This is a genomic window from Clostridium sp. OS1-26 (assembly GCF_030915445.1).
Classification (GTDB): Bacteria; Bacillota; Clostridia; order Clostridiales; family Clostridiaceae; genus Clostridium_AM.
Map to the genome: position 1 here is coordinate 3330280 of NZ_CP133264.1, position 17430 is coordinate 3347709.

The window sequence follows — 17430 nt, forward strand, 5'->3', positions numbered from 1 at the left end:
GGAGGAGTTAATTATGAATAGACTTGAAATGAAAAATTTAACAAAAAGTTATGGAAATAAAAAGGCAAATAACAACATAACACTTACATTGGAAAATGGAGTATATGGACTTTTAGGGCCTAATGGAGCAGGTAAAACAACATTAATGAAGCAAATTGCTACATTAACTAAGCCTACAAGTGGAGAGATAATCTATAATGGTAAAAGCATTTATAGTATAGAAGATGAATATAGAGGGGTTATAGGTTACTTGCCACAAGAGTTTGGAGCTTATAAGAACTTTTCGGCTAAGAAGTTTTTGCAGTATGTATCAGCATTAAAAGGCATAGATAAAAGGGAGGCAAATGGAAAAGTAGATGAATTATTAAACTTAGTTGGATTGTACGATGTAAGAAATAAAGCTGTTGGAAAGTTTTCAGGAGGAATGAAAAGAAGAGTGGGAATTGCTCAGGTGTTATTAAATGACCCTAAAATTATAATATTAGATGAGCCAACGGCAGGGTTAGATCCTCAAGAGAGAACAAGATTTAGAAATCTATTATCAGAGATATCAAAAGACAAGATAATAATACTTTCAACTCATATAATTTCTGACATAGAGTCTATAGCAAAGGAAACTATTATGATAAAAGATGGCGGAATAATTATGAAGGGAAGCCATAGGGAAATTCTATCTGATATGAATGGAAAAGTATATAGAATAAGAACTAATGATGAAAATCAATTGGCTGAAATACAGAGTAAATATAAAGTAGTAAATCTCCAAAGGGGAATAGATTTTACTGAGCTTAGAATTGTAAGCGATAAAACCATATCATATGAAAATGCAGAGGTTATAGAGCCTAAATTTGAGGACGTTTATATGTTTTATTTCGATTTAGAAAATACAAAGGAGGTATAATAAATGGGTACACTTATAAAAGCAGAATTAAGAAAGATGCTATTTAAAAAAAGTATTTTGATAACTTGGGTAGCAGCCTTATTGCTAGGAAGCTTATTAGTTCACAATGGTACTGTAAATGATGTTTATGCAGATATTTTTTATAAAAGCTACGGATATACACCTATAATGGGGCTAATTATGTTTATGATTTTGTCTGGAGCCTATACCTTAGAGTATAATTCCAACATGCGTGATTTAATAAACACCACAAAGAATGGAAAGAAAAAACTAGTTATTGCCAAGGGAATAGGAGCTGGTATAGCCACTTCCATAGTAAATCTATCTATAGTAATTACAATATATTTGGATGGACTTAGAAAAGTAAACTTCAAAGGTTTGGACATGCCGTTAAAAAACCTTTGGTACTTTAAAGGAATAGATTCAAATTTAAATGTACTGCAAATGATGATAATAGTGATTATTACAGTAGTTATAGCTTCTTTTTTCTTTTCACAGATAGGTTTATATTTATCATCAATAAGTAAATCAGCCTCTATGCCGTTTATTTTTGGCGGTTTGATTATGGGAATTCCATATCTATTGGAAGCTATTATACCTAGTAAATTTATTGTTATGACTCCACTATGGGGAATGATGTCTTCACAGTTAATTAAGTATAATGCAAGCTCATCAATAATGGTAATTCAAGGAGTTATATTAATAGTGGGGTGTTTGATCTTCCTCAAACCCACATATACTGCATTTACTAAAGAAAGTAAAAGATAAAGTTTAAAATAAGAGTCAAATTAAAAATATTATTTGACTCTTATTTTATTTGGATATAATTAATATTAGAATATAATTAATATATAGTAGTGGGATATTGGACAAATAACAGGAAAATGTGATGGGAGTGTTTAATATGGAAACGTCATTAAGTAAAAAAAAGATATTAATAATAGATGATGAAGAAGATATATTAAAGTTATTATCTATGGTTTTAAGAAAAGAAGGCTTTGAAAATATATATACAGCTGAGGATGCAGAAAGTGGATTTAATTTGTTTGGAAGAGTTAATCCAGATATTATTCTTTTAGACATTATGTTACCTGATGAGGAGGGATATGAGGTTTGTAAAAAAATTAGAAAAACCTCCAATGTTCCTATTCTGTTTATATCAGCAAAAACTGAAGAAATTGATAGAGTGCTAGGCTTTGCCTTAGGAGGAGATGACTATATAACAAAACCCTTTAGCACTAAGGAAGTAGCCTATAGAATAAAAGCTCAGCTAAGAAGAAGCGGTTATAATGATGAAGAGGAAAATAAGAATACGGTACTTAATTTTGGAGCTTTTCAAATAGATGAGGAAAAAATAGAAGTTAGGAAAAATGGAGAACTAATAGAATTGAAACCAAAGGAATATAAAATGTTTTTGTACATGGCAAAGCATCCTAATCAAATTATGAGTAAGGAAAAATTGTGCAGTGAAGTTTGGGGAGAAGATTATATAGGCTTTGACAACACTATAATGGTACATATAAGAAGGTTAAGAGAGAAAATTGAAGAGGATGCGTCTAATCCGAAATATATTGTTAATGTAAAAGGTTTAGGATATAAGTTTGTTTTAAAGGATGAATAGATATGAATTGGAAAATAACAGGCAGGTTTATTATAACTGTAGTTTCAGTTGCCATTATTGTAATAGTTATTAATATCATTGGAGGGGCTGTTCTTATATTTAGTGGGGGTAGAAATAATATTGGTATAACAAAGGATATTAGCTATTCTTCGGCAGAGGATTTCACAAGGGAATTCCAAGAATATTTAATAGAAAACAACAATAAAATATATATCAATAGTAATGGAGAAAAAATTTTGAGAGAAAAAAAGGCTTGGATACAGGTTTTAGATGAAGAAGGAAATGAAATTTATAATTACCAAAAACCTGCTAAAGCTAAAAGCCACTATACACCTGCGGAACTAATAGATACATATAAATATATTTCAATTGATACTATGTCCACTATATTTGTATCAGAAAAGAAGCTTGGAAATAAAAATTACAGCTATATTATAGGATTTCCAGCTAAAAAGATACGGAGAAATATTATTTCTTATGATGTTTATAATTTAGGTAATGAATTAAAATTTGGAATATATATGATTTTGTTTATTGATACCATTATAGCTTTATTGTTTGGATATTTATTTAGTAGAAGGCTTACAAAACCATTGGTAAATATTATAAAGGACGTTAAAAACCTTTCAGAGGGAGAGTATAATTTAAAGAGAGAAGAAAGAGGAATTTATAAAGAAGTTTACTATAATATAAATAACTTATCTTCAAAGCTTAGAAGCAATGAAGAAGAAAGAAAAAAGTTAGATAAAATGAGGGAAGAATGGATATCAAATATCTCTCACGATATAAAAACACCATTAGTTTCAATAAAAGGATATGCTGAGATTTTATCCAGTGAAGATTATGAGTATACAAAAGAAGAAGTGAAAGAATACAGCAAAATAATAGAAGATAAGTCTAACTATATAAAAGATCTTATAGATGATTTAAATCTAAGTACCAGATTAAAGAATAAAGCTCTTGCGTTAAATTTAAAAAACACCAATATTGTAAGCTTAGCAAGGGGAGTTATAATAGATATTTTGAATAATCCTCAAACTAGCAATGTAAATATTGATTTTTCAACCTCAAGGGAAGTAATTGAAAGGGATGTAGATGAAATATTAATAAAAAGAGTTATTACTAATATTTTATATAATGCTATAGTTCACAATGATAAAAATGTTAATATTGAAGTTAAAGTAGAAAAAAGAGATAGAGTTCATATATCTATAATAGATAATGGAAAGGGCATTAAAGAAAAAGAGCTAAAACATATTTTTGAAAGATATTATAGAGGGACAAATACAGGAAAAAGACATAAAGGTTCTGGACTTGGAATGGCTATAGCAAAGGATATTGTAAAAGCACATAATGGTATTATAAATATTGAGAGCCAGCTTGGAGTAGGGACTAAAATTGAAATAATCCTTTAATCTGCTGCCAAGAACTCTGTTTATGTGAAAAATAGAAACTAAATATTCAACAATATGAAATCCAGTAGAAAGCTATTAACAAGGCTTACTACTGGATTTGTCATATCAAAGGGAGCTTAATGGTTTTATATAGGAATTTTTAACGCTTATGTAATTACTGAGCTAAACATAGTATATCTATAATTCTATCCTTATCTAATGGTAAATAGTGACCTACAGTACATGTATTGTTTTGAGTAGCTCTAAGAGCCATTTCTTCAAAGTGTTCATTTGTAATATTTAACTCTGTAAGGGTTGTCTTTAAATTAAGAGATTGGAAAAACTCTTTTAACTTCTTAGATAATATTAATGCCATTTCCTCTTCAGTATAGTCGTGATAGTCTATATTAAAGACACGATTAGCAAGTTGAGCCAGTTTTTTTGGTTTATGAGCTGTTGAAGCCATATAACGAGTCCAAGCAACGAGAACAACAGACATACCTTCACCATGAGTAATTCCATATTGGGCACTTAATTCATGTTCTATTCTGTGAGAGCCCCAATCGCTAACTCTTCCTGTATCAAGGAGATTGTTATGAGCAATGGATGCTAACCATTGAACTTCAGCACGTGCATTATAGTTATTTGGATCTTTCATAAGACGATAAGCATTTAAAATTAAAGCTTTTATAGCACCTTCTAATAAAAAGTCAGTTGTATCTACATTTTCTATATCTGTAAAATATCTTTCTAATAAATGTGAAAGAATATCTGCTAGTCCACATGATGTTTGATATGGAGGCAGCTCAATGGTGAATCTTGGATTCATAATAGCAAATTTAGGAATGATTAAATCACTTTCTACTCCAACTTTTAAAATACCATTAGAAATAATTGAACAGTTTGAGGTTTCAGAACCGCTGGAAGGCAAGGTAGTAATAACACCTATTGGCAGTGCTTTTTCTACATTATTTGTTCCATCAAAGAAATCCCATACATCTCCTTCATAAGGAATTCCAATGGATACAGCCTTGGCAGTATCTATTGAGCTACCACCACCTACAGCCAATATAAAGTCTACTTCTTTGGATTTTCCTAAGGATACTAAATCACGAACAAGCTCTATTTTAGGATTAGGGACTACGTTTCCTTCTTCATGAAAAGCAATATTTAATTTTTGACAAGCAGAATGTACAGTATCCCATATTCCTAGCTTCTTTATAAAGTCACCACTATAAACTAAAAGTAATGAGCTGACTTTATACTCTTTTAATAGATTCTCGATTTCATTTTCCGCACCATCACCAAATATAACTTTTGCGGGATTATTGTATTTAAAATTTATCATATATAAACCTCCTATAATTAAGATTGCAAAACTATGCTAACGAATACCTATATTAAATATAATCTACTTTAATATTCAACTCTGAGCATTTTCTTTCCCATTCAGAAGTAAGTTTTTTATCAGTAACTATAACATCTATGCTTCTTAAATCAGCAAATATAACATTTGTAGATTCTGAAAACTTTGTATGGTCAACAATTAAAAAACGCTCACGAGATTGTTTTAACATATAGGACCTAACCATTCCCTCATCGCTATTGTTATCTACAAGACCATGATTTATATCAATAGAAGGACAGCTGATAAAGCTTTTGTCCGCGATAAATGATTGCAATGTATCAATGGTTTTGTAGTCCACGAAAGAACTGTTTCTTGTACTTAGTGTTCCACCGGGACATATCAATTTAATATTTGAAGGTGTGTCATTACATAGATTACAAATCCTTAATGAATTTGTTATAATCGTAAGACTCATATTAGTTGACAATAATTCTTTAGCAAGTGTTAAACAGGTACTGCTGGAATCTAACATTATGAAGTCCTTCTCTTTTATGTAAGATTTAATAACATGCCTTGCCATAAGTTCCTTTTCTTTTACGAAATAGATTTCACGAAGTTGTATGGGAATTCCTTTAGTGTAGGTTTCAGGTAAATATGCGCCTCCATGAATTCTACATAGCTTGTTTGCTTGTTCCATTTCCTTTAAATCACGTCTTATAGTTTCTTCACTTACAGATAATTTTTCACTTAGGTGAGATATTAAGACACTACCCTTAGACTTAAGTTCCTCTTCAATTTTATTATGTCTATCAATTTTCAACATGTGTATCTTCTCCTTTATAAAGTGTTGTTAATTAGCCTATTTTAGAATGCTGTAATTTATAGATTAACCTCATTTATAATGTAGTATATTACTATTATAAATTGAATAACCTAATATTTTAAGTAAGTATGTGAATTAAATTTAAGTCATATATAAAATTTTGAGGCTTAAAGCAAAATTAAAAAACAATTCTAAAACATTTATGTTGAAATCAATAAACAAAAATTTCAAAATCAACCCATATTTTAAAATTTAAGAACTTACTAATTGAAAAAGAATACAACAACATTATACAACATTAAAAAAAATAAAACAACATATTCGTTCAAAAAACAAACAAAATTGCCGCAATTGTGTTGACTTTTGAGTGGATGTGTTGTATATTGTTATTATTGTAAGATATCTATTAGGAGGATTGACGATGAGAGAAACAGAAGTAGTATTAAATGCCGCTAAAGGTTTATATGAAGAAAAATTGGTAGCAGGAACAAGCGGAAATATAAGTATGAGGAAATTTGATGGAGATAATGAAAGTTTTTTAATTACACCAAGCGGATTTCCTTATCGCTTAATGACAGAGGAGGATATTGTAGAAATTGATGTAAACGGTATACCTAAAAAACCAGGGCAAAAGCCATCATCAGAATGGAGAATGCACTTAGAGGTATATAAAAAATACCCTAATATTAATGCCATTGTTCATACACATTCACCTTTTGCTACAGGGTTTGCAGTAAATAGACAAGACATTCCTTTAATTTTAATTGAGATGAAGCCTTTCTTAGGTGGAGAAATTAAGGTAGCACCATTTAAACCTGCAGGTTCCCTTGAATTAGGGCAAGCTATAATTCCTTATTTGGAAAAATCTAATTCATGTCTTTTGGCAAACCACGGTACTATTAGTTGTGGTAAAACTATGGAAGAAGCCTATACTGCAAGTGTATATGTAGAAGATGCTGCAAAAATATACTATTATGCAAAAACCTCAGGTAATCCAGTAATAATCGAATAATATTCGATTATTACAAAGAAGAGTTCTAGAGCATAAACATTTTTTCAAAAGGAAAAGGCAATAACGGATAAGACTAATTTCATTAATAATAGCGAGAAGTACAAGTAAATACAGCAAATAATAGAACAGAACCTTTAGTAACCCAGTATTATTTATGAATCCTTAATAATTGTTAAATGAATACAATAATTTTATATAAAAAGGAGAGTTATATTATGAATAATGATTTAAAGGGAAAAGGTAACTTTTTAGGACTAGTACCACTTATTGCTTTCTTAATTATTTACATGAGCACAGGAATTTTCACCAAGAGCTTTGACAATATGCCTCTTATGGTAGCAATTTTAATTGCATCAGGTATTGGATTAGCTTTAAAGAAACCTGGAGAAAAGAAACCAACAACCTTTGATGAAAGAGTTAATATGTACTGCAAGGGCGGTGGAGAACAAACACTTATTTTAATGGTAATTATCTTTATATTAGCAGGAGCCTTTTATGGGGTAGCAAATGCTATGCATGCTGTAGAATCTGTAACAAATTTTGGTCTTGCAATATTACCTACTAATATGATTTTGCCGGGATTATTTATAATAGGATGTATATTAAGCTTTGCTATGGGAACATCCATGGGAACTGTAGCAGCATTAACTCCTATAGCTGTTGATATTGCGCATAAAACTGGATTTGGGTTACCGTTGGTATGTGGTATAGTTATAGGTGGAGCGATGTTTGGTGATAATCTTTCATTTATTTCAGATACTACTATAGCTGCAACTCGTACACAGGATGTACCTATGAAAGCAAAGTTCAAAGCCAATATACTTATGGTGTTGCCTGCCGTTGTGATTAATTTAATTCTTTTATCTATGCAGCATGCACCAAATCTTAATTTAGCAGCTACACACAATTATAACATTGTAAACGTTATCCCATATATTTTAGTTATTATACTTTCATTAATTGGCATGAACGTTATGTTTGTTATGACTTTAGGTGTTGTTTCAGGTGTAATTATAGGAGTTATTCACGGAGACTTTACTTTAGTAGGATCTTTTACAGTTATTCACACAGGTATGACATGGATGGAGGATATGTCTATTATTGCTATACTTGTAGGAGGGATGGTAGCCTTAATGAATTACTTAGGTGGAATTGATTGGCTGCTTGAAAAGTTAACGAAAAAAACTAAAACAGCACGTGGTGGAGAGCTAAGTATAGCAGCTTTAGTAAGCTTAATGGATATTGCTACTACAAACAATACAATTTCCATAATTGCAACTGGCCCTATTGCAAAGGATATATCTGATCAATTTGGAATTGCAAGAGAAAGAGTAGCAAGTATTCTTGACTTATTCTCATCAGGATTTAACGGACTGCTTCCTTACGCAGGTCAAATGTTAGTTGCAGGTGGACTTGCAAAGATATCGCCAATGTCTATTATGCCTTATGTGTGGTATTGTATACTTATGCTTGTATTTGGAACTTTTTTCATATTAATTGGATGGCCTAAATTTCAATCAAGAGGTAAAAGTCCACAAGTAGAAGAAGGTATAGAGGTAGGAGGAATGTAAGATGAGTAGATATTCTAAACACTTTTTAATGGATACTGAGGAAGCAAAAATTTATTCTAAAGAGGTAGCAAAGTATTTCACCGCTGAAGAAGAACTAGAAGCTGTAGAAATCGGAGATGGAAATATCAACTACGTATTTAAGGTTTGGAATCCTAAGACTGGTAAATCATTAATTATAAAACAAGCTGATAAGTTTTTAAGATCCTCTGGAAGACCTTTAGACATTAATCGTAATAGAATTGAAGCTGAAATTTTAAAAATAGAAGGAACTTTAGCTCAATCTTTTGTACCTGAGATTTATCATTATGACGAAACTATGTGTGCTCTTTGTATGGAGGATATATCAGAATATAAGAATTTAAGAACAGAGCTCTTGAGCGGAAAAAACTTTCACCATTTAGCTGATAACATATCTACTTTTTTAGCAGATACTCTACTTCCAACTACAGATTTAGTAATTGACAGAGCAGAGAAAAAGGATAGGGTTAGTAGATTTACAAATAAGGAACTTTGTGATATTACTGAAGACTTAGTATTCACAGAACCCTATTACAATTATAAAAATAGAAATATAATTTTAAAGGAAAATGGAAGTTTCGTTGAAAACAACTTGTATAATAATGAAAGGTTAAAGGCTGAAGTTGGCATTTTAAGAGACAGATTTATGAACCATGCACAAGCACTAATTCATGGAGACCTTCATTCAGGTTCAATTTTTGCAAATGAAAAAGGAATTAAAGTAATTGACCCGGAGTTTGCCTTTTATGGACCAATGGGATATGATGTGGGAAATGTAATAGGTAATTTATTCTTCTCATGGGCTAATAAATACTATACTGAAGGCAGAAATTCAGAATTCTTATGCTGGATTGAAGAAGCAATAAGAGATACCTATGATCTTTTTGTGAAAAAGCTTTCAGAAAAGTATGACGCTATAGTTAAATTTAATTTATATAATTCTTATTTTAAAGAGCATTACATAAAAGAAGTATTAGCGGACTCTCTTGGCTATGCTGGCACAGAAATAATTAGACGAGTTGTAGGGGACTCTAAAGTTCTTGAGGTAACTAGTGTAAAAAATTTAGAGCAAAGAATTCCTATGGAAAGAGCTTTAATTAAAATTGGTATTAGTTTAATAATGAACAGATACAGATTTACTAAAGGAAGCGATATAACTGAGGAGTTTAAATTGATACTGTCTTAAGAATATAAATATAATAAAACTTCAAGGCAGCTTAATAGCTGCCTTGAAAGATAAAAAAGGTGATGTAAAATGGAAAGAATGGATCAAGACTTGGCTTTTATGCTGCAGTATGAAAATGTAGCTTGGTATGAAAATGGTACGGTAAGGATTTTAGATAGAAGAATTTATCCAAGAGAAATTAAATTTGTTGTTTGTAATACCTATAAAGAGGTAGCAAAGGCAATTAAAGATATGGTAACTCAGAGTGCAGGTCCTTATACCGCTGCAGGTATGGGTATGGCACTTGCAGCCTTTGAGGTAAGAGAAAAGAATGAGGCTGCACAGCTAGAATTTCTTGAAAAGGCAGCCTATGATATTTCTCATGCTAGACCTACTACGGCAAATCGTATGAGCATTGTAACAAAAGGCTGTTTAGAGGCTGCTAAAAAAGCTTTATCAGAAGGCAAAGATGCCTCAGAGGCTATTTTTAATACAACCATAGACTCTTTAAACAGACGTTACTCTACCATGGAGATGGTAGGAGAATATCTTGCTGATATGTTCCCTAAGAATGGAAGCATTATGACTCAATGTTTTGGAGAGACAATCATAGGGATGATGCTGAGGGCAGCAAGAAAACGAAATAATCAAATAAAAATTTACTGTGCAGAGACGAGGCCTTATTTGCAGGGAGCTAGATTAACTGCTAGCTGTTGTAGCGGAATGGGTTTTGACACAACAGTCATAACTGATAATATGGTTGCATATACTATGCAGCATAAAAATATAGACCTATTTACTTCTGCTGCAGATACCATAGCTAAAGATGGTCATATTGCAAATAAAATTGGAACCTTCCAAATTGCTATTTTAGCAAAGCACTTTGGAATACCTTATTTTGTAACAGGAATTCCAGATGCGGATAAAGAAAAAGGTTCTGACATTGTAATAGAGGAAAGAGATCCTAAGGAAGTACTATCCTATGGTGGTATGAAAAACACATTAGATGAAGTTAAGGGTATATATCCTTCATTTGATATTACACCACCTCACTTAATTAGTGGTATTGTAACGGATAAAGGAATCTTTTCAAGTTATGATTTAAAAAGATACTTCGAAACGAAAACTGAGAAGTTTTACTAGGATATATAATTTATATTTCAGACTGCTGACAAGCGTATTTTGTCAGTAGTTTTTTGCGCAACAGAGTTGAACATTTATATATTTAAATCTTAGACACAGAGCAAGAATTTAAAAAATACAACGTAAAATATGGAAAAATGGAAAAAGCAGAGATATAATGTATATAAATGTTAATGAATTAAATAAGAATTCCTTTTATTTAAATAGTTTTATGGGAAATGAGAGGGTTAATTATGGACTTAAAAAATGATTTTTTAATAAATGAACTGCAGAGGGTTGGGAAACTTGGAGTTTTCATATATGATATAAAAAAAGATATATGGACGAGTTCAGAGGAACTTGACAAATTAGCTGAGATTAGTGATAACCACGTGAAGAATAATGAAGGATGGTTAGATACTGTTCACCCAAGTCAGAGAGCAGAAATGGAGTCATATGCCAATGAAATAACTAAAACGGGCAAAGATTTTTATAAAGAGTATAGGTTAGCGTGTCAAAATGATGTAATTGAAAAATGGGTAGTAGCAAAAGGAAAAGTATTTTTTGATGAGCACGGTATGCCAGAAAAATTAGCGGGCACTATTCAAGATATTAGTGAACTTAAGAAAAGCGAAGAAAGATATAAAAAACTTTATGAGCAATTTCAGCAAAAACAAACCTTTTTAGTATCCCTTACTAATTTAATTCCGGACCTGATTTTCTATAAGGACGTTAATAGTGCATACTTAGGCTGTAATAAGGCTTTTGAAGCCTTTGTAGGAATTGAGGAAAAAGATATTATTGGGAAAACTGATTTTGATATTATGGATAAAGAAGCGGCAGAATATTTTAGAACAATGGATTTAAGAACGATGAAGCAAGGAATACACCTTAGAAAAGAAGAATGGATTAAGTATCCTAATGGTAAACGTGTTCTGGTAGATACAATAAAAACACCTTATTATGATGCCCAAGGCAAAATTTTAGGGCTTATAGGGGTGAGCAGGGATATTACGGAAAGAAGTAAAAAGGAAGAATTACAAAAAAGTATAGAAGAGGAAAGAAGAAGGCTAAATGAATTAGAAGAGACGGATAGAATTAAAACGGAATTTTTTACGAATATTTCCCATGAATTAAGAACACCAATAAATGTTATTTTTTCAGCACTACAGATGGAAGAGTTTATGCTGAAAGAGTATTCAAATAAGAATGTTTCTATAGATAAATTTAAATATATTAAGATGATGAAACAAAATTGTTATCGCCTTTTAAGATTGATTAACAATTTAATTGATATAACAAAGATAGATAATGGTTATTTTAATATAAATAAACGCAATAATGATATTGTAAATTTAACTGAAAGTGTTACTTTGTCTGTAGCGGATTATATTGAAAACAAAGGTATTTCTATTACATTTGATACTGATATTGAGGAAAAAATTATTGCCTATGATTCAGAAAAGATGGAGAGAATTATCCTCAATTTATTATCAAATGCGGTAAAGTTTACTCCACGAGATGGCAGCATAATCGTTAAAATAGAAGATAATATTAGTGATATATGTATAAGAGTAAAAGATACTGGGAGAGGTATACCAAATAACAAACTGAATTCTATATTTGAACGTTTTGTACAAGTTGACAAGTCTCTTACAAGGAATCATGAAGGAAGTGGAATAGGGCTCTCAATTGTTAAATCATTAGTTGAGTTACATGGTGGAAAAATATCTGTAAAAAGCAAAGAAGGACAAGGAACTGAGTTTATTATATATATCCCATGTAAATTAGTTGAAAATGAAGCTTATGATGAAAGTGCCTGTGATTCTCAAGCAGATAAAAGTTACATTGAAAAAATCAATATAGAATTTTCAGATATATATAATTAAAAATAGTAAGAAGTAGGCAAATAGATATAACAAGATTAAAAAGGTGTCTATTTGCCTACTTTTTGCTAACTATTGCTTGAATTTCATAGATCCATTTAAACATTCCCGTAAAAATAACCGATTGAACAATATATTGAACATCTATATCATAATTATCTTTGCAATAATGAATGATATTTTGGATGGTAGAATCTCTCTGCTGTTCGGAGCAATATGAGCAAATATATGTTCCTTTTGGAAGAAAGGTTATACAATTTGAGTTTTTGGGACAATCCTTACATTCAGCAAAAAAAGTGGACTGACTACATGAGGAATTCATTGTTGTGAGGATGCTTACTTTATTGTCAAAAACAAAATCGTCTATCGAATCTCTCCCAATCTGCTCATACAGGATATCGAACATCTTATTAAAGTTTTCGATGCTTGCCTTTTCAAGAGAATTAATTTTAACGATTGCACGTTCTTCTAAATTCTTTTTGGTAAAAATTATCTTTGATAAATCTACATTGTGCAAAGATGGTTGTCTCAAAAATTCCATTTTTAATCTATTAATATGTTGCTTGGTACTTTTAAGCCTATCTATCTCCTTGTCTATCTCCAGTTCTTTTTCTTGTAAAAAACCTACTATATATTCGAAGTTATCATTCTCAAAAACTTTTTTTATGCTTTCAAGAGACATATTCTTTTGCTTACAAAAATTAATTACATTTAAATAAACCAGCTCATTATCCTGAATAGTACCGGTATCCAGAATGTTCATCTATCTTAGCAGGTTTTAAAAGTCCAATTTTATCATAATAGTGTAGTGTAGCAATGGTGGTTCTTGCTAATTTTGAGGTTTCACCTGCAGAATATAATTTTTTCATTTTTATATAATCTCCTATTGACCCTCATGTTACATGATGGTTTATATTTGGTATTGTACCATGATACCTATATAGAAAACAATAGAAAGCTGTGTAGAGGAGGGATACTTAAGTTCTTAAGCAAGTGGTACTAAGGCTGAGTTTATATTTGAAGACTTAAGATTCTGAAAGTACTGGAGGAAAAGGAATGAAAAAAAAGGATTTAAATCTTCTGGAGGATAAAATACCAAAATTATTTATGGAATATGCGCTTCCAGGTATAATTGCTTCATTAGCGATGTGTTTATACGGCATTATTAATGGCATCATCTTGGGAAGAGTTGTAGGGGCAAATTCGTTAGCAGCAGTAAATATGGCTTCTCCTATTTTTAATATTATTTCATGTATGGTAATTTTAGTTGCAATTGGCGGAAACACACTAACAGCAATTAGTTTAGGTGAAGGAGATACTAAAAAAGCTAATAATTATTTTAATAATGCATTTTTTACTTTACTTGCTATATCAATTGTAATTTTTGTGATCATAGTATTTTTCCCACAATCACTTGCAAAAATAATTGGTGCAAATGAGGCGATATTCTCTTTAGTTGTAACCTATATCAGAGCTTTTGGATTATTTGTAATTCCAATTACACTAAATATTTTTCTAGGGATTTCTTTGCAATCTATTGGCAAGCCACAGCTTTATATGACAGGAAATCTATTATCAGTTATTTTAAATATTATTTTAGATTTAACTTTCATTTGTGCTTTCCATATGGGCATCCTTGGAGCGGCATTAGCATCCGGTATCAGTGCAACAGTAGTCTTTGTGCTATTTTTCTCTAAATTTATTGATAAAAAGGGAATTTTAAAAGTAGGCAAATTTAAAACTGATTTTAAATCAATTTTCTCTATGGCATACAACGGTTCATCACAAGCAATCACACAATTTAGCGCAGGATTTTCTGCACTTATTTTTAATTATCTTCTTATAAAAAGATTTGGCGAAATAGGTGTATCAGCTTTTGCAGTTGTGCAATATATTTCTTTACTTATTAATGCAGTGATAATGGGAATGTCGCGAGGACTTGGATCTGTTATAAGTATTAATTTTGGAGCAAAGCAGTATAACAGAATTAAACAATTAATTTCTTTAGCTTCTCAAATTGCAACTATTGTTGGAATTGTATGTGTAGCAATCTTACTTATATTTAAAGTACCACTTATTTCTTTATTTATTAAAAATAACTTAGAAGTAGCAAATACATCAAAAGAAATTATTACATTCTATAGTTATAACTTTATATTTATGGGTATAAACGTAATTATTGATTCTTTCTACACCGCAGTAAACAGCCCTAAAACATCAGTTTTGCTAGCAATTTTACGATGTGTTTTGCTTATTGGAAGTTTCTTTGTTTTACCGCTGGCAATTGGTAATATAGGCTTATGGCTATCTTTCGTAGTTGCAGAAATTCTATGTTTAGCCGTAAGTTATGTGTGCTTAAAAAGAACTATATCCAAATGGAATAATAAATAAATCCCTGTCCATGCGGTATGGATTGAAAAATATATGGATTATGTGAAATCTAGAAGTTACAGTAGACTATATTGTTTGAATTGTTATTTTTCACTATAAAAATAACTTATAGACGTAGATTCAATAATAAGAAACATTAATTAGACTGTAATTATTTAAAGTGCTACAATTGTTTGAGGATTATCAACAAAATAATACACATATAGAGCCCAAAGGAACTATATGTGTTTTTGTATACCAATATTAATATGAAATTATTAGTTCTTTAACATGCAAATAAAAAGATTTTAGTTCCAAAGGAGGTTTACATTGAGTATTAACGTAAATATAATTTCTGGATTTTTAGGAGCTGGGAAGACTACATTCTTAAAAAAAGTTATTCCGAATATGGAAGGTAAAATCGCTTTAATTGAAAATGAATTTGGTGATATTGGAATTGATGGAGACCTAATTAATGACAAGCTTCCTATTAGAGAAATTTATGCTGGATGTATTTGTTGTAGTCTGGTGCAGGATTTTAAAAAAAGCATAGAAGAGCTAGTCCAAGAATATAGGCCCGACCATATATTGATAGAGCCATCTGGTGTAGGAAGTTTATCAGATATTGTAAAGGTTTGCAAGAAGATTTCTGAAAACTCCCAGCTTGATATAAGAATAAATCACCTAATAACTATTGTAGATGTGAGCGCATTTGACGATTACCTGGAGAACTTCGGTAAATTTTATTTAGATCAAATTCAGAATGCTCATATCATTTTTTTAAGCCATCTTGACGAAGTAGATGAAAAAGAAGTTGAAAAAGTAATTTCCAAAATAAAATCAAATAATGAAAAAGCATTTATCCTTAAGGATGAGTGGTATTCCTATGATGGCGAAAAAATAGTTGAAATATTAAATACAATTGAAAGCTGTGAAATTGATTTAAAAGAAAAAAATTCATTAATGCCAGCCGGTAAAGTATTCAGTACTTTGTCTATTGCTAATCCAAGAATTTTTTCAGAAAAAGAGCTTGATAAAATCCTAGCTTCTTTAAAGGACAAGGAGTATGGTTTTATTCTAAGAGCTAAAGGAATCTTAGAACTTGATACAAAGCAATTTGTTTACTTTGATTTTACTCCACATCATTATCACTGGGAGTATACAGAAGAGTGTAAAGGAACAAAGATAGCTGTTATTGGCAGTGACTTGAAAAAACAAAAAATATTGCAATGTTTCACTAAGCAGACATCAAAAATCTTAAGCAGATATTCGAAACCAACGCTTTTAAAATGATCGATATTAAATAAGGAGGGAATCAGCATGAGTAAAATTATTGACTTTAAGTGTACATATGATAATTCTGTAGGGATTAGTAAAGAAGTCACACAAAAATTGGACTTGCAGTTTCCAGAAGCCTATAAAAATTGGAGCAGTATGGCTATACTAGCGGAAGAACTAAAAAAACATGACAATGCAAATTTTTGCGGATTACCATTTTGTCATACCGTAGAAGGGGAAGCAATGGGAGGAAGCATTAATTTCGGAGATGAAAATATAGGCCCGAGGGCGAAGGATTATATTTGTACAACTGCACAAGAGATATTAAACTTACCTGAAATCGACTACTCTAAAGGGCGTATATCAGAAGTTTTAAAAGCTTGTAAATATTTAAGAGATAAAGGAAAAAATGTGCTCTTATATATTTCAGGTCCTTTTACGATTATGAATGTTTTAATTGATCCACGCCATATTTTTAAGATCTTTAGAAAAGATCCAGATACCATGAAAGCCATTTTCGATAAATTCCAAAATGAAATATTACGTTTTGTGGAAGAAGCTCAAAAAGTAGGAGTCAACATGATTAGTTACGCTGATTCCTCTGGAGGATTAAATATTTTAGGACCTAAATTTGCTGAACAAACGGTAGAAATGTTTACTTATCCATTACTGAAAAAGATTGAAGAGATGATTAATAATGAAACAATTGTACTGCTTTGTCCTAAGACTACTTTTGCATTACTAGGAACAGACAAAGCTGCATGGAAAGATGTTAACCTTGGAGAGCCTATAAAATATTCTGAGGCTTGTGTAAAAGTGATGGGACAAGCAAAATTTGTTGGACAAATGTGCATTAAAGATAAAGAATTTGAGTTAAAAAATGGAATAATCAAAACAATTGCTTTGCTTTAATTATTAATA

16 protein-coding genes are annotated in these 17430 nt (G+C 30.9%); 12 read left to right on the forward strand and 4 right to left on the reverse strand.

Annotated elements, in window-relative coordinates:
• Window positions 1-13 precede the first annotated feature (13 nt).
• From RCG18_RS16315 to RCG18_RS16330, 4 genes are all read left to right on the forward strand, one after another.
• Window positions 14-901: an ABC transporter ATP-binding protein gene (locus RCG18_RS16315; protein WP_308037087.1), complete on the forward strand. Its 888-nt coding sequence runs from the start codon at window positions 14-16 to the stop codon at window positions 899-901.
• A gap of 3 nt (window positions 902-904) precedes the next feature.
• Window positions 905-1669: a hypothetical protein gene (locus RCG18_RS16320; protein WP_308037088.1), complete on the forward strand. Its 765-nt coding sequence runs from the start codon at window positions 905-907 to the stop codon at window positions 1667-1669.
• A 136-nt stretch (window positions 1670-1805) separates the two neighbouring features.
• Complete coding sequence (locus RCG18_RS16325) at window positions 1806-2522, forward strand: response regulator transcription factor (protein ID WP_308037089.1); 717 nt, start codon at window positions 1806-1808, stop codon at window positions 2520-2522.
• A gap of 2 nt (window positions 2523-2524) precedes the next feature.
• Window positions 2525-3937 (forward strand): HAMP domain-containing sensor histidine kinase, encoded by a 1413-nt coding sequence (locus RCG18_RS16330; protein WP_308037090.1) that lies wholly within the window; start codon window positions 2525-2527, stop codon window positions 3935-3937.
• A gap of 154 nt (window positions 3938-4091) precedes the next feature.
• Here the strand turns inward: RCG18_RS16330 and RCG18_RS16335 are convergent, their stop codons facing one another.
• A complete protein-coding gene (locus tag RCG18_RS16335) occupies window positions 4092-5264 on the reverse strand; it encodes an iron-containing alcohol dehydrogenase (protein WP_308037091.1) in 1173 nt (390 codons plus the stop codon).
• 52 nt (window positions 5265-5316) lie between these two features.
• Window positions 5317-6087: a DeoR/GlpR family DNA-binding transcription regulator gene (locus tag RCG18_RS16340; protein WP_308037092.1), complete on the reverse strand. Its 771-nt coding sequence runs from the start codon at window positions 6085-6087 to the stop codon at window positions 5317-5319.
• A 421-nt stretch (window positions 6088-6508) separates the two neighbouring features.
• On the opposite strand from RCG18_RS16340, the gene RCG18_RS16345 reads away from it, so the two are divergent.
• The 5 genes from RCG18_RS16345 (at window position 6509) to RCG18_RS16365 (ending at window position 12864) form a co-directional block, all read left to right on the forward strand.
• Entirely contained in the window at window positions 6509-7099 is a 591-nt protein-coding gene (locus RCG18_RS16345; RefSeq protein WP_308037093.1) for a class II aldolase/adducin family protein, read from the forward strand.
• Window positions 7100-7314: 215 nt separating this feature from the next.
• On the forward strand, window positions 7315-8670 hold the full coding sequence (locus tag RCG18_RS16350) for a Na+/H+ antiporter NhaC family protein (RefSeq protein WP_308037094.1): 1356 nt from the start codon (window positions 7315-7317) through the stop codon (window positions 8668-8670).
• Window position 8671: 1 nt separating this feature from the next.
• Entirely contained in the window at window positions 8672-9874 is a 1203-nt protein-coding gene (gene mtnK / locus RCG18_RS16355) for an S-methyl-5-thioribose kinase (RefSeq protein WP_308037095.1), read from the forward strand.
• Between the two features lie 69 nt (window positions 9875-9943).
• Entirely contained in the window at window positions 9944-10996 is a 1053-nt protein-coding gene (locus RCG18_RS16360; protein WP_308037096.1) for an S-methyl-5-thioribose-1-phosphate isomerase, read from the forward strand.
• Window positions 10997-11229: 233 nt separating this feature from the next.
• The gene (locus tag RCG18_RS16365; protein WP_308037097.1) at window positions 11230-12864 is read left to right on the forward strand and encodes an ATP-binding protein; all 1635 of its coding nucleotides are present in this window, start codon (window positions 11230-11232) and stop codon (window positions 12862-12864) included.
• A gap of 55 nt (window positions 12865-12919) precedes the next feature.
• On the opposite strand, the gene RCG18_RS16370 is transcribed toward RCG18_RS16365, so the two are convergent.
• Both RCG18_RS16370 and RCG18_RS16375 read right to left on the reverse strand, forming a co-directional pair.
• Window positions 12920-13624, reverse strand: coding sequence for a hypothetical protein (locus RCG18_RS16370; protein ID WP_308037098.1), 705 nt, complete (start codon window positions 13622-13624; stop codon window positions 12920-12922).
• Complete coding sequence (locus tag RCG18_RS16375; protein ID WP_308037099.1) at window positions 13590-13730, reverse strand: MerR family DNA-binding transcriptional regulator; 141 nt, start codon at window positions 13728-13730, stop codon at window positions 13590-13592. The genes RCG18_RS16370 and RCG18_RS16375 overlap by 35 nt, the downstream gene beginning before the upstream one ends.
• Window positions 13731-13917: 187 nt before the next feature.
• Between RCG18_RS16375 and RCG18_RS16380 the strand changes: the two genes are divergently transcribed.
• From RCG18_RS16380 to RCG18_RS16390, 3 genes are all read left to right on the forward strand, one after another.
• Window positions 13918-15252 carry an MATE family efflux transporter gene (locus RCG18_RS16380; RefSeq protein ID WP_308037100.1) on the forward strand — a complete coding sequence of 445 codons (1335 nt, stop codon included), beginning with the start codon at window positions 13918-13920 and terminating at the stop codon, window positions 15250-15252.
• 309 nt (window positions 15253-15561) lie between these two features.
• Entirely contained in the window at window positions 15562-16524 is a 963-nt protein-coding gene (locus RCG18_RS16385; protein ID WP_308037101.1) for a GTP-binding protein, read from the forward strand.
• Between the two features lie 27 nt (window positions 16525-16551).
• The gene (locus RCG18_RS16390; protein ID WP_308037102.1) at window positions 16552-17421 is read left to right on the forward strand and encodes a uroporphyrinogen decarboxylase family protein; all 870 of its coding nucleotides are present in this window, start codon (window positions 16552-16554) and stop codon (window positions 17419-17421) included.
• Window positions 17422-17430 lie beyond the last annotated feature (9 nt).

Coding starts and splice junctions, on each gene's coding strand:
- RCG18_RS16315 (WP_308037087.1), top strand. CDS start 14: ATGAATAGACTTGAAATGAAAAATTTAACAAAAAGTTATGGAAATAAA.
- RCG18_RS16320 (WP_308037088.1), top strand. CDS start 905: ATGGGTACACTTATAAAAGCAGAATTAAGAAAGATGCTATTTAAAAAA.
- RCG18_RS16325 (WP_308037089.1), top strand. CDS start 1,806: ATGGAAACGTCATTAAGTAAAAAAAAGATATTAATAATAGATGATGAA.
- RCG18_RS16330 (WP_308037090.1), top strand. CDS start 2,525: ATGAATTGGAAAATAACAGGCAGGTTTATTATAACTGTAGTTTCAGTT.
- RCG18_RS16335 (WP_308037091.1), bottom strand. CDS start 5,264: ATGATAAATTTTAAATACAATAATCCCGCAAAAGTTATATTTGGTGAT.
- RCG18_RS16340 (WP_308037092.1), bottom strand. CDS start 6,087: ATGTTGAAAATTGATAGACATAATAAAATTGAAGAGGAACTTAAGTCT.
- RCG18_RS16345 (WP_308037093.1), top strand. CDS start 6,509: ATGAGAGAAACAGAAGTAGTATTAAATGCCGCTAAAGGTTTATATGAA.
- RCG18_RS16350 (WP_308037094.1), top strand. CDS start 7,315: ATGAATAATGATTTAAAGGGAAAAGGTAACTTTTTAGGACTAGTACCA.
- mtnK (WP_308037095.1), top strand. CDS start 8,672: ATGAGTAGATATTCTAAACACTTTTTAATGGATACTGAGGAAGCAAAA.
- RCG18_RS16360 (WP_308037096.1), top strand. CDS start 9,944: ATGGAAAGAATGGATCAAGACTTGGCTTTTATGCTGCAGTATGAAAAT.
- RCG18_RS16365 (WP_308037097.1), top strand. CDS start 11,230: ATGGACTTAAAAAATGATTTTTTAATAAATGAACTGCAGAGGGTTGGG.
- RCG18_RS16370 (WP_308037098.1), bottom strand. CDS start 13,624: ATGAACATTCTGGATACCGGTACTATTCAGGATAATGAGCTGGTTTAT.
- RCG18_RS16375 (WP_308037099.1), bottom strand. CDS start 13,730: ATGAAAAAATTATATTCTGCAGGTGAAACCTCAAAATTAGCAAGAACC.
- RCG18_RS16380 (WP_308037100.1), top strand. CDS start 13,918: ATGAAAAAAAAGGATTTAAATCTTCTGGAGGATAAAATACCAAAATTA.
- RCG18_RS16390 (WP_308037102.1), top strand. CDS start 16,552: ATGAGTAAAATTATTGACTTTAAGTGTACATATGATAATTCTGTAGGG.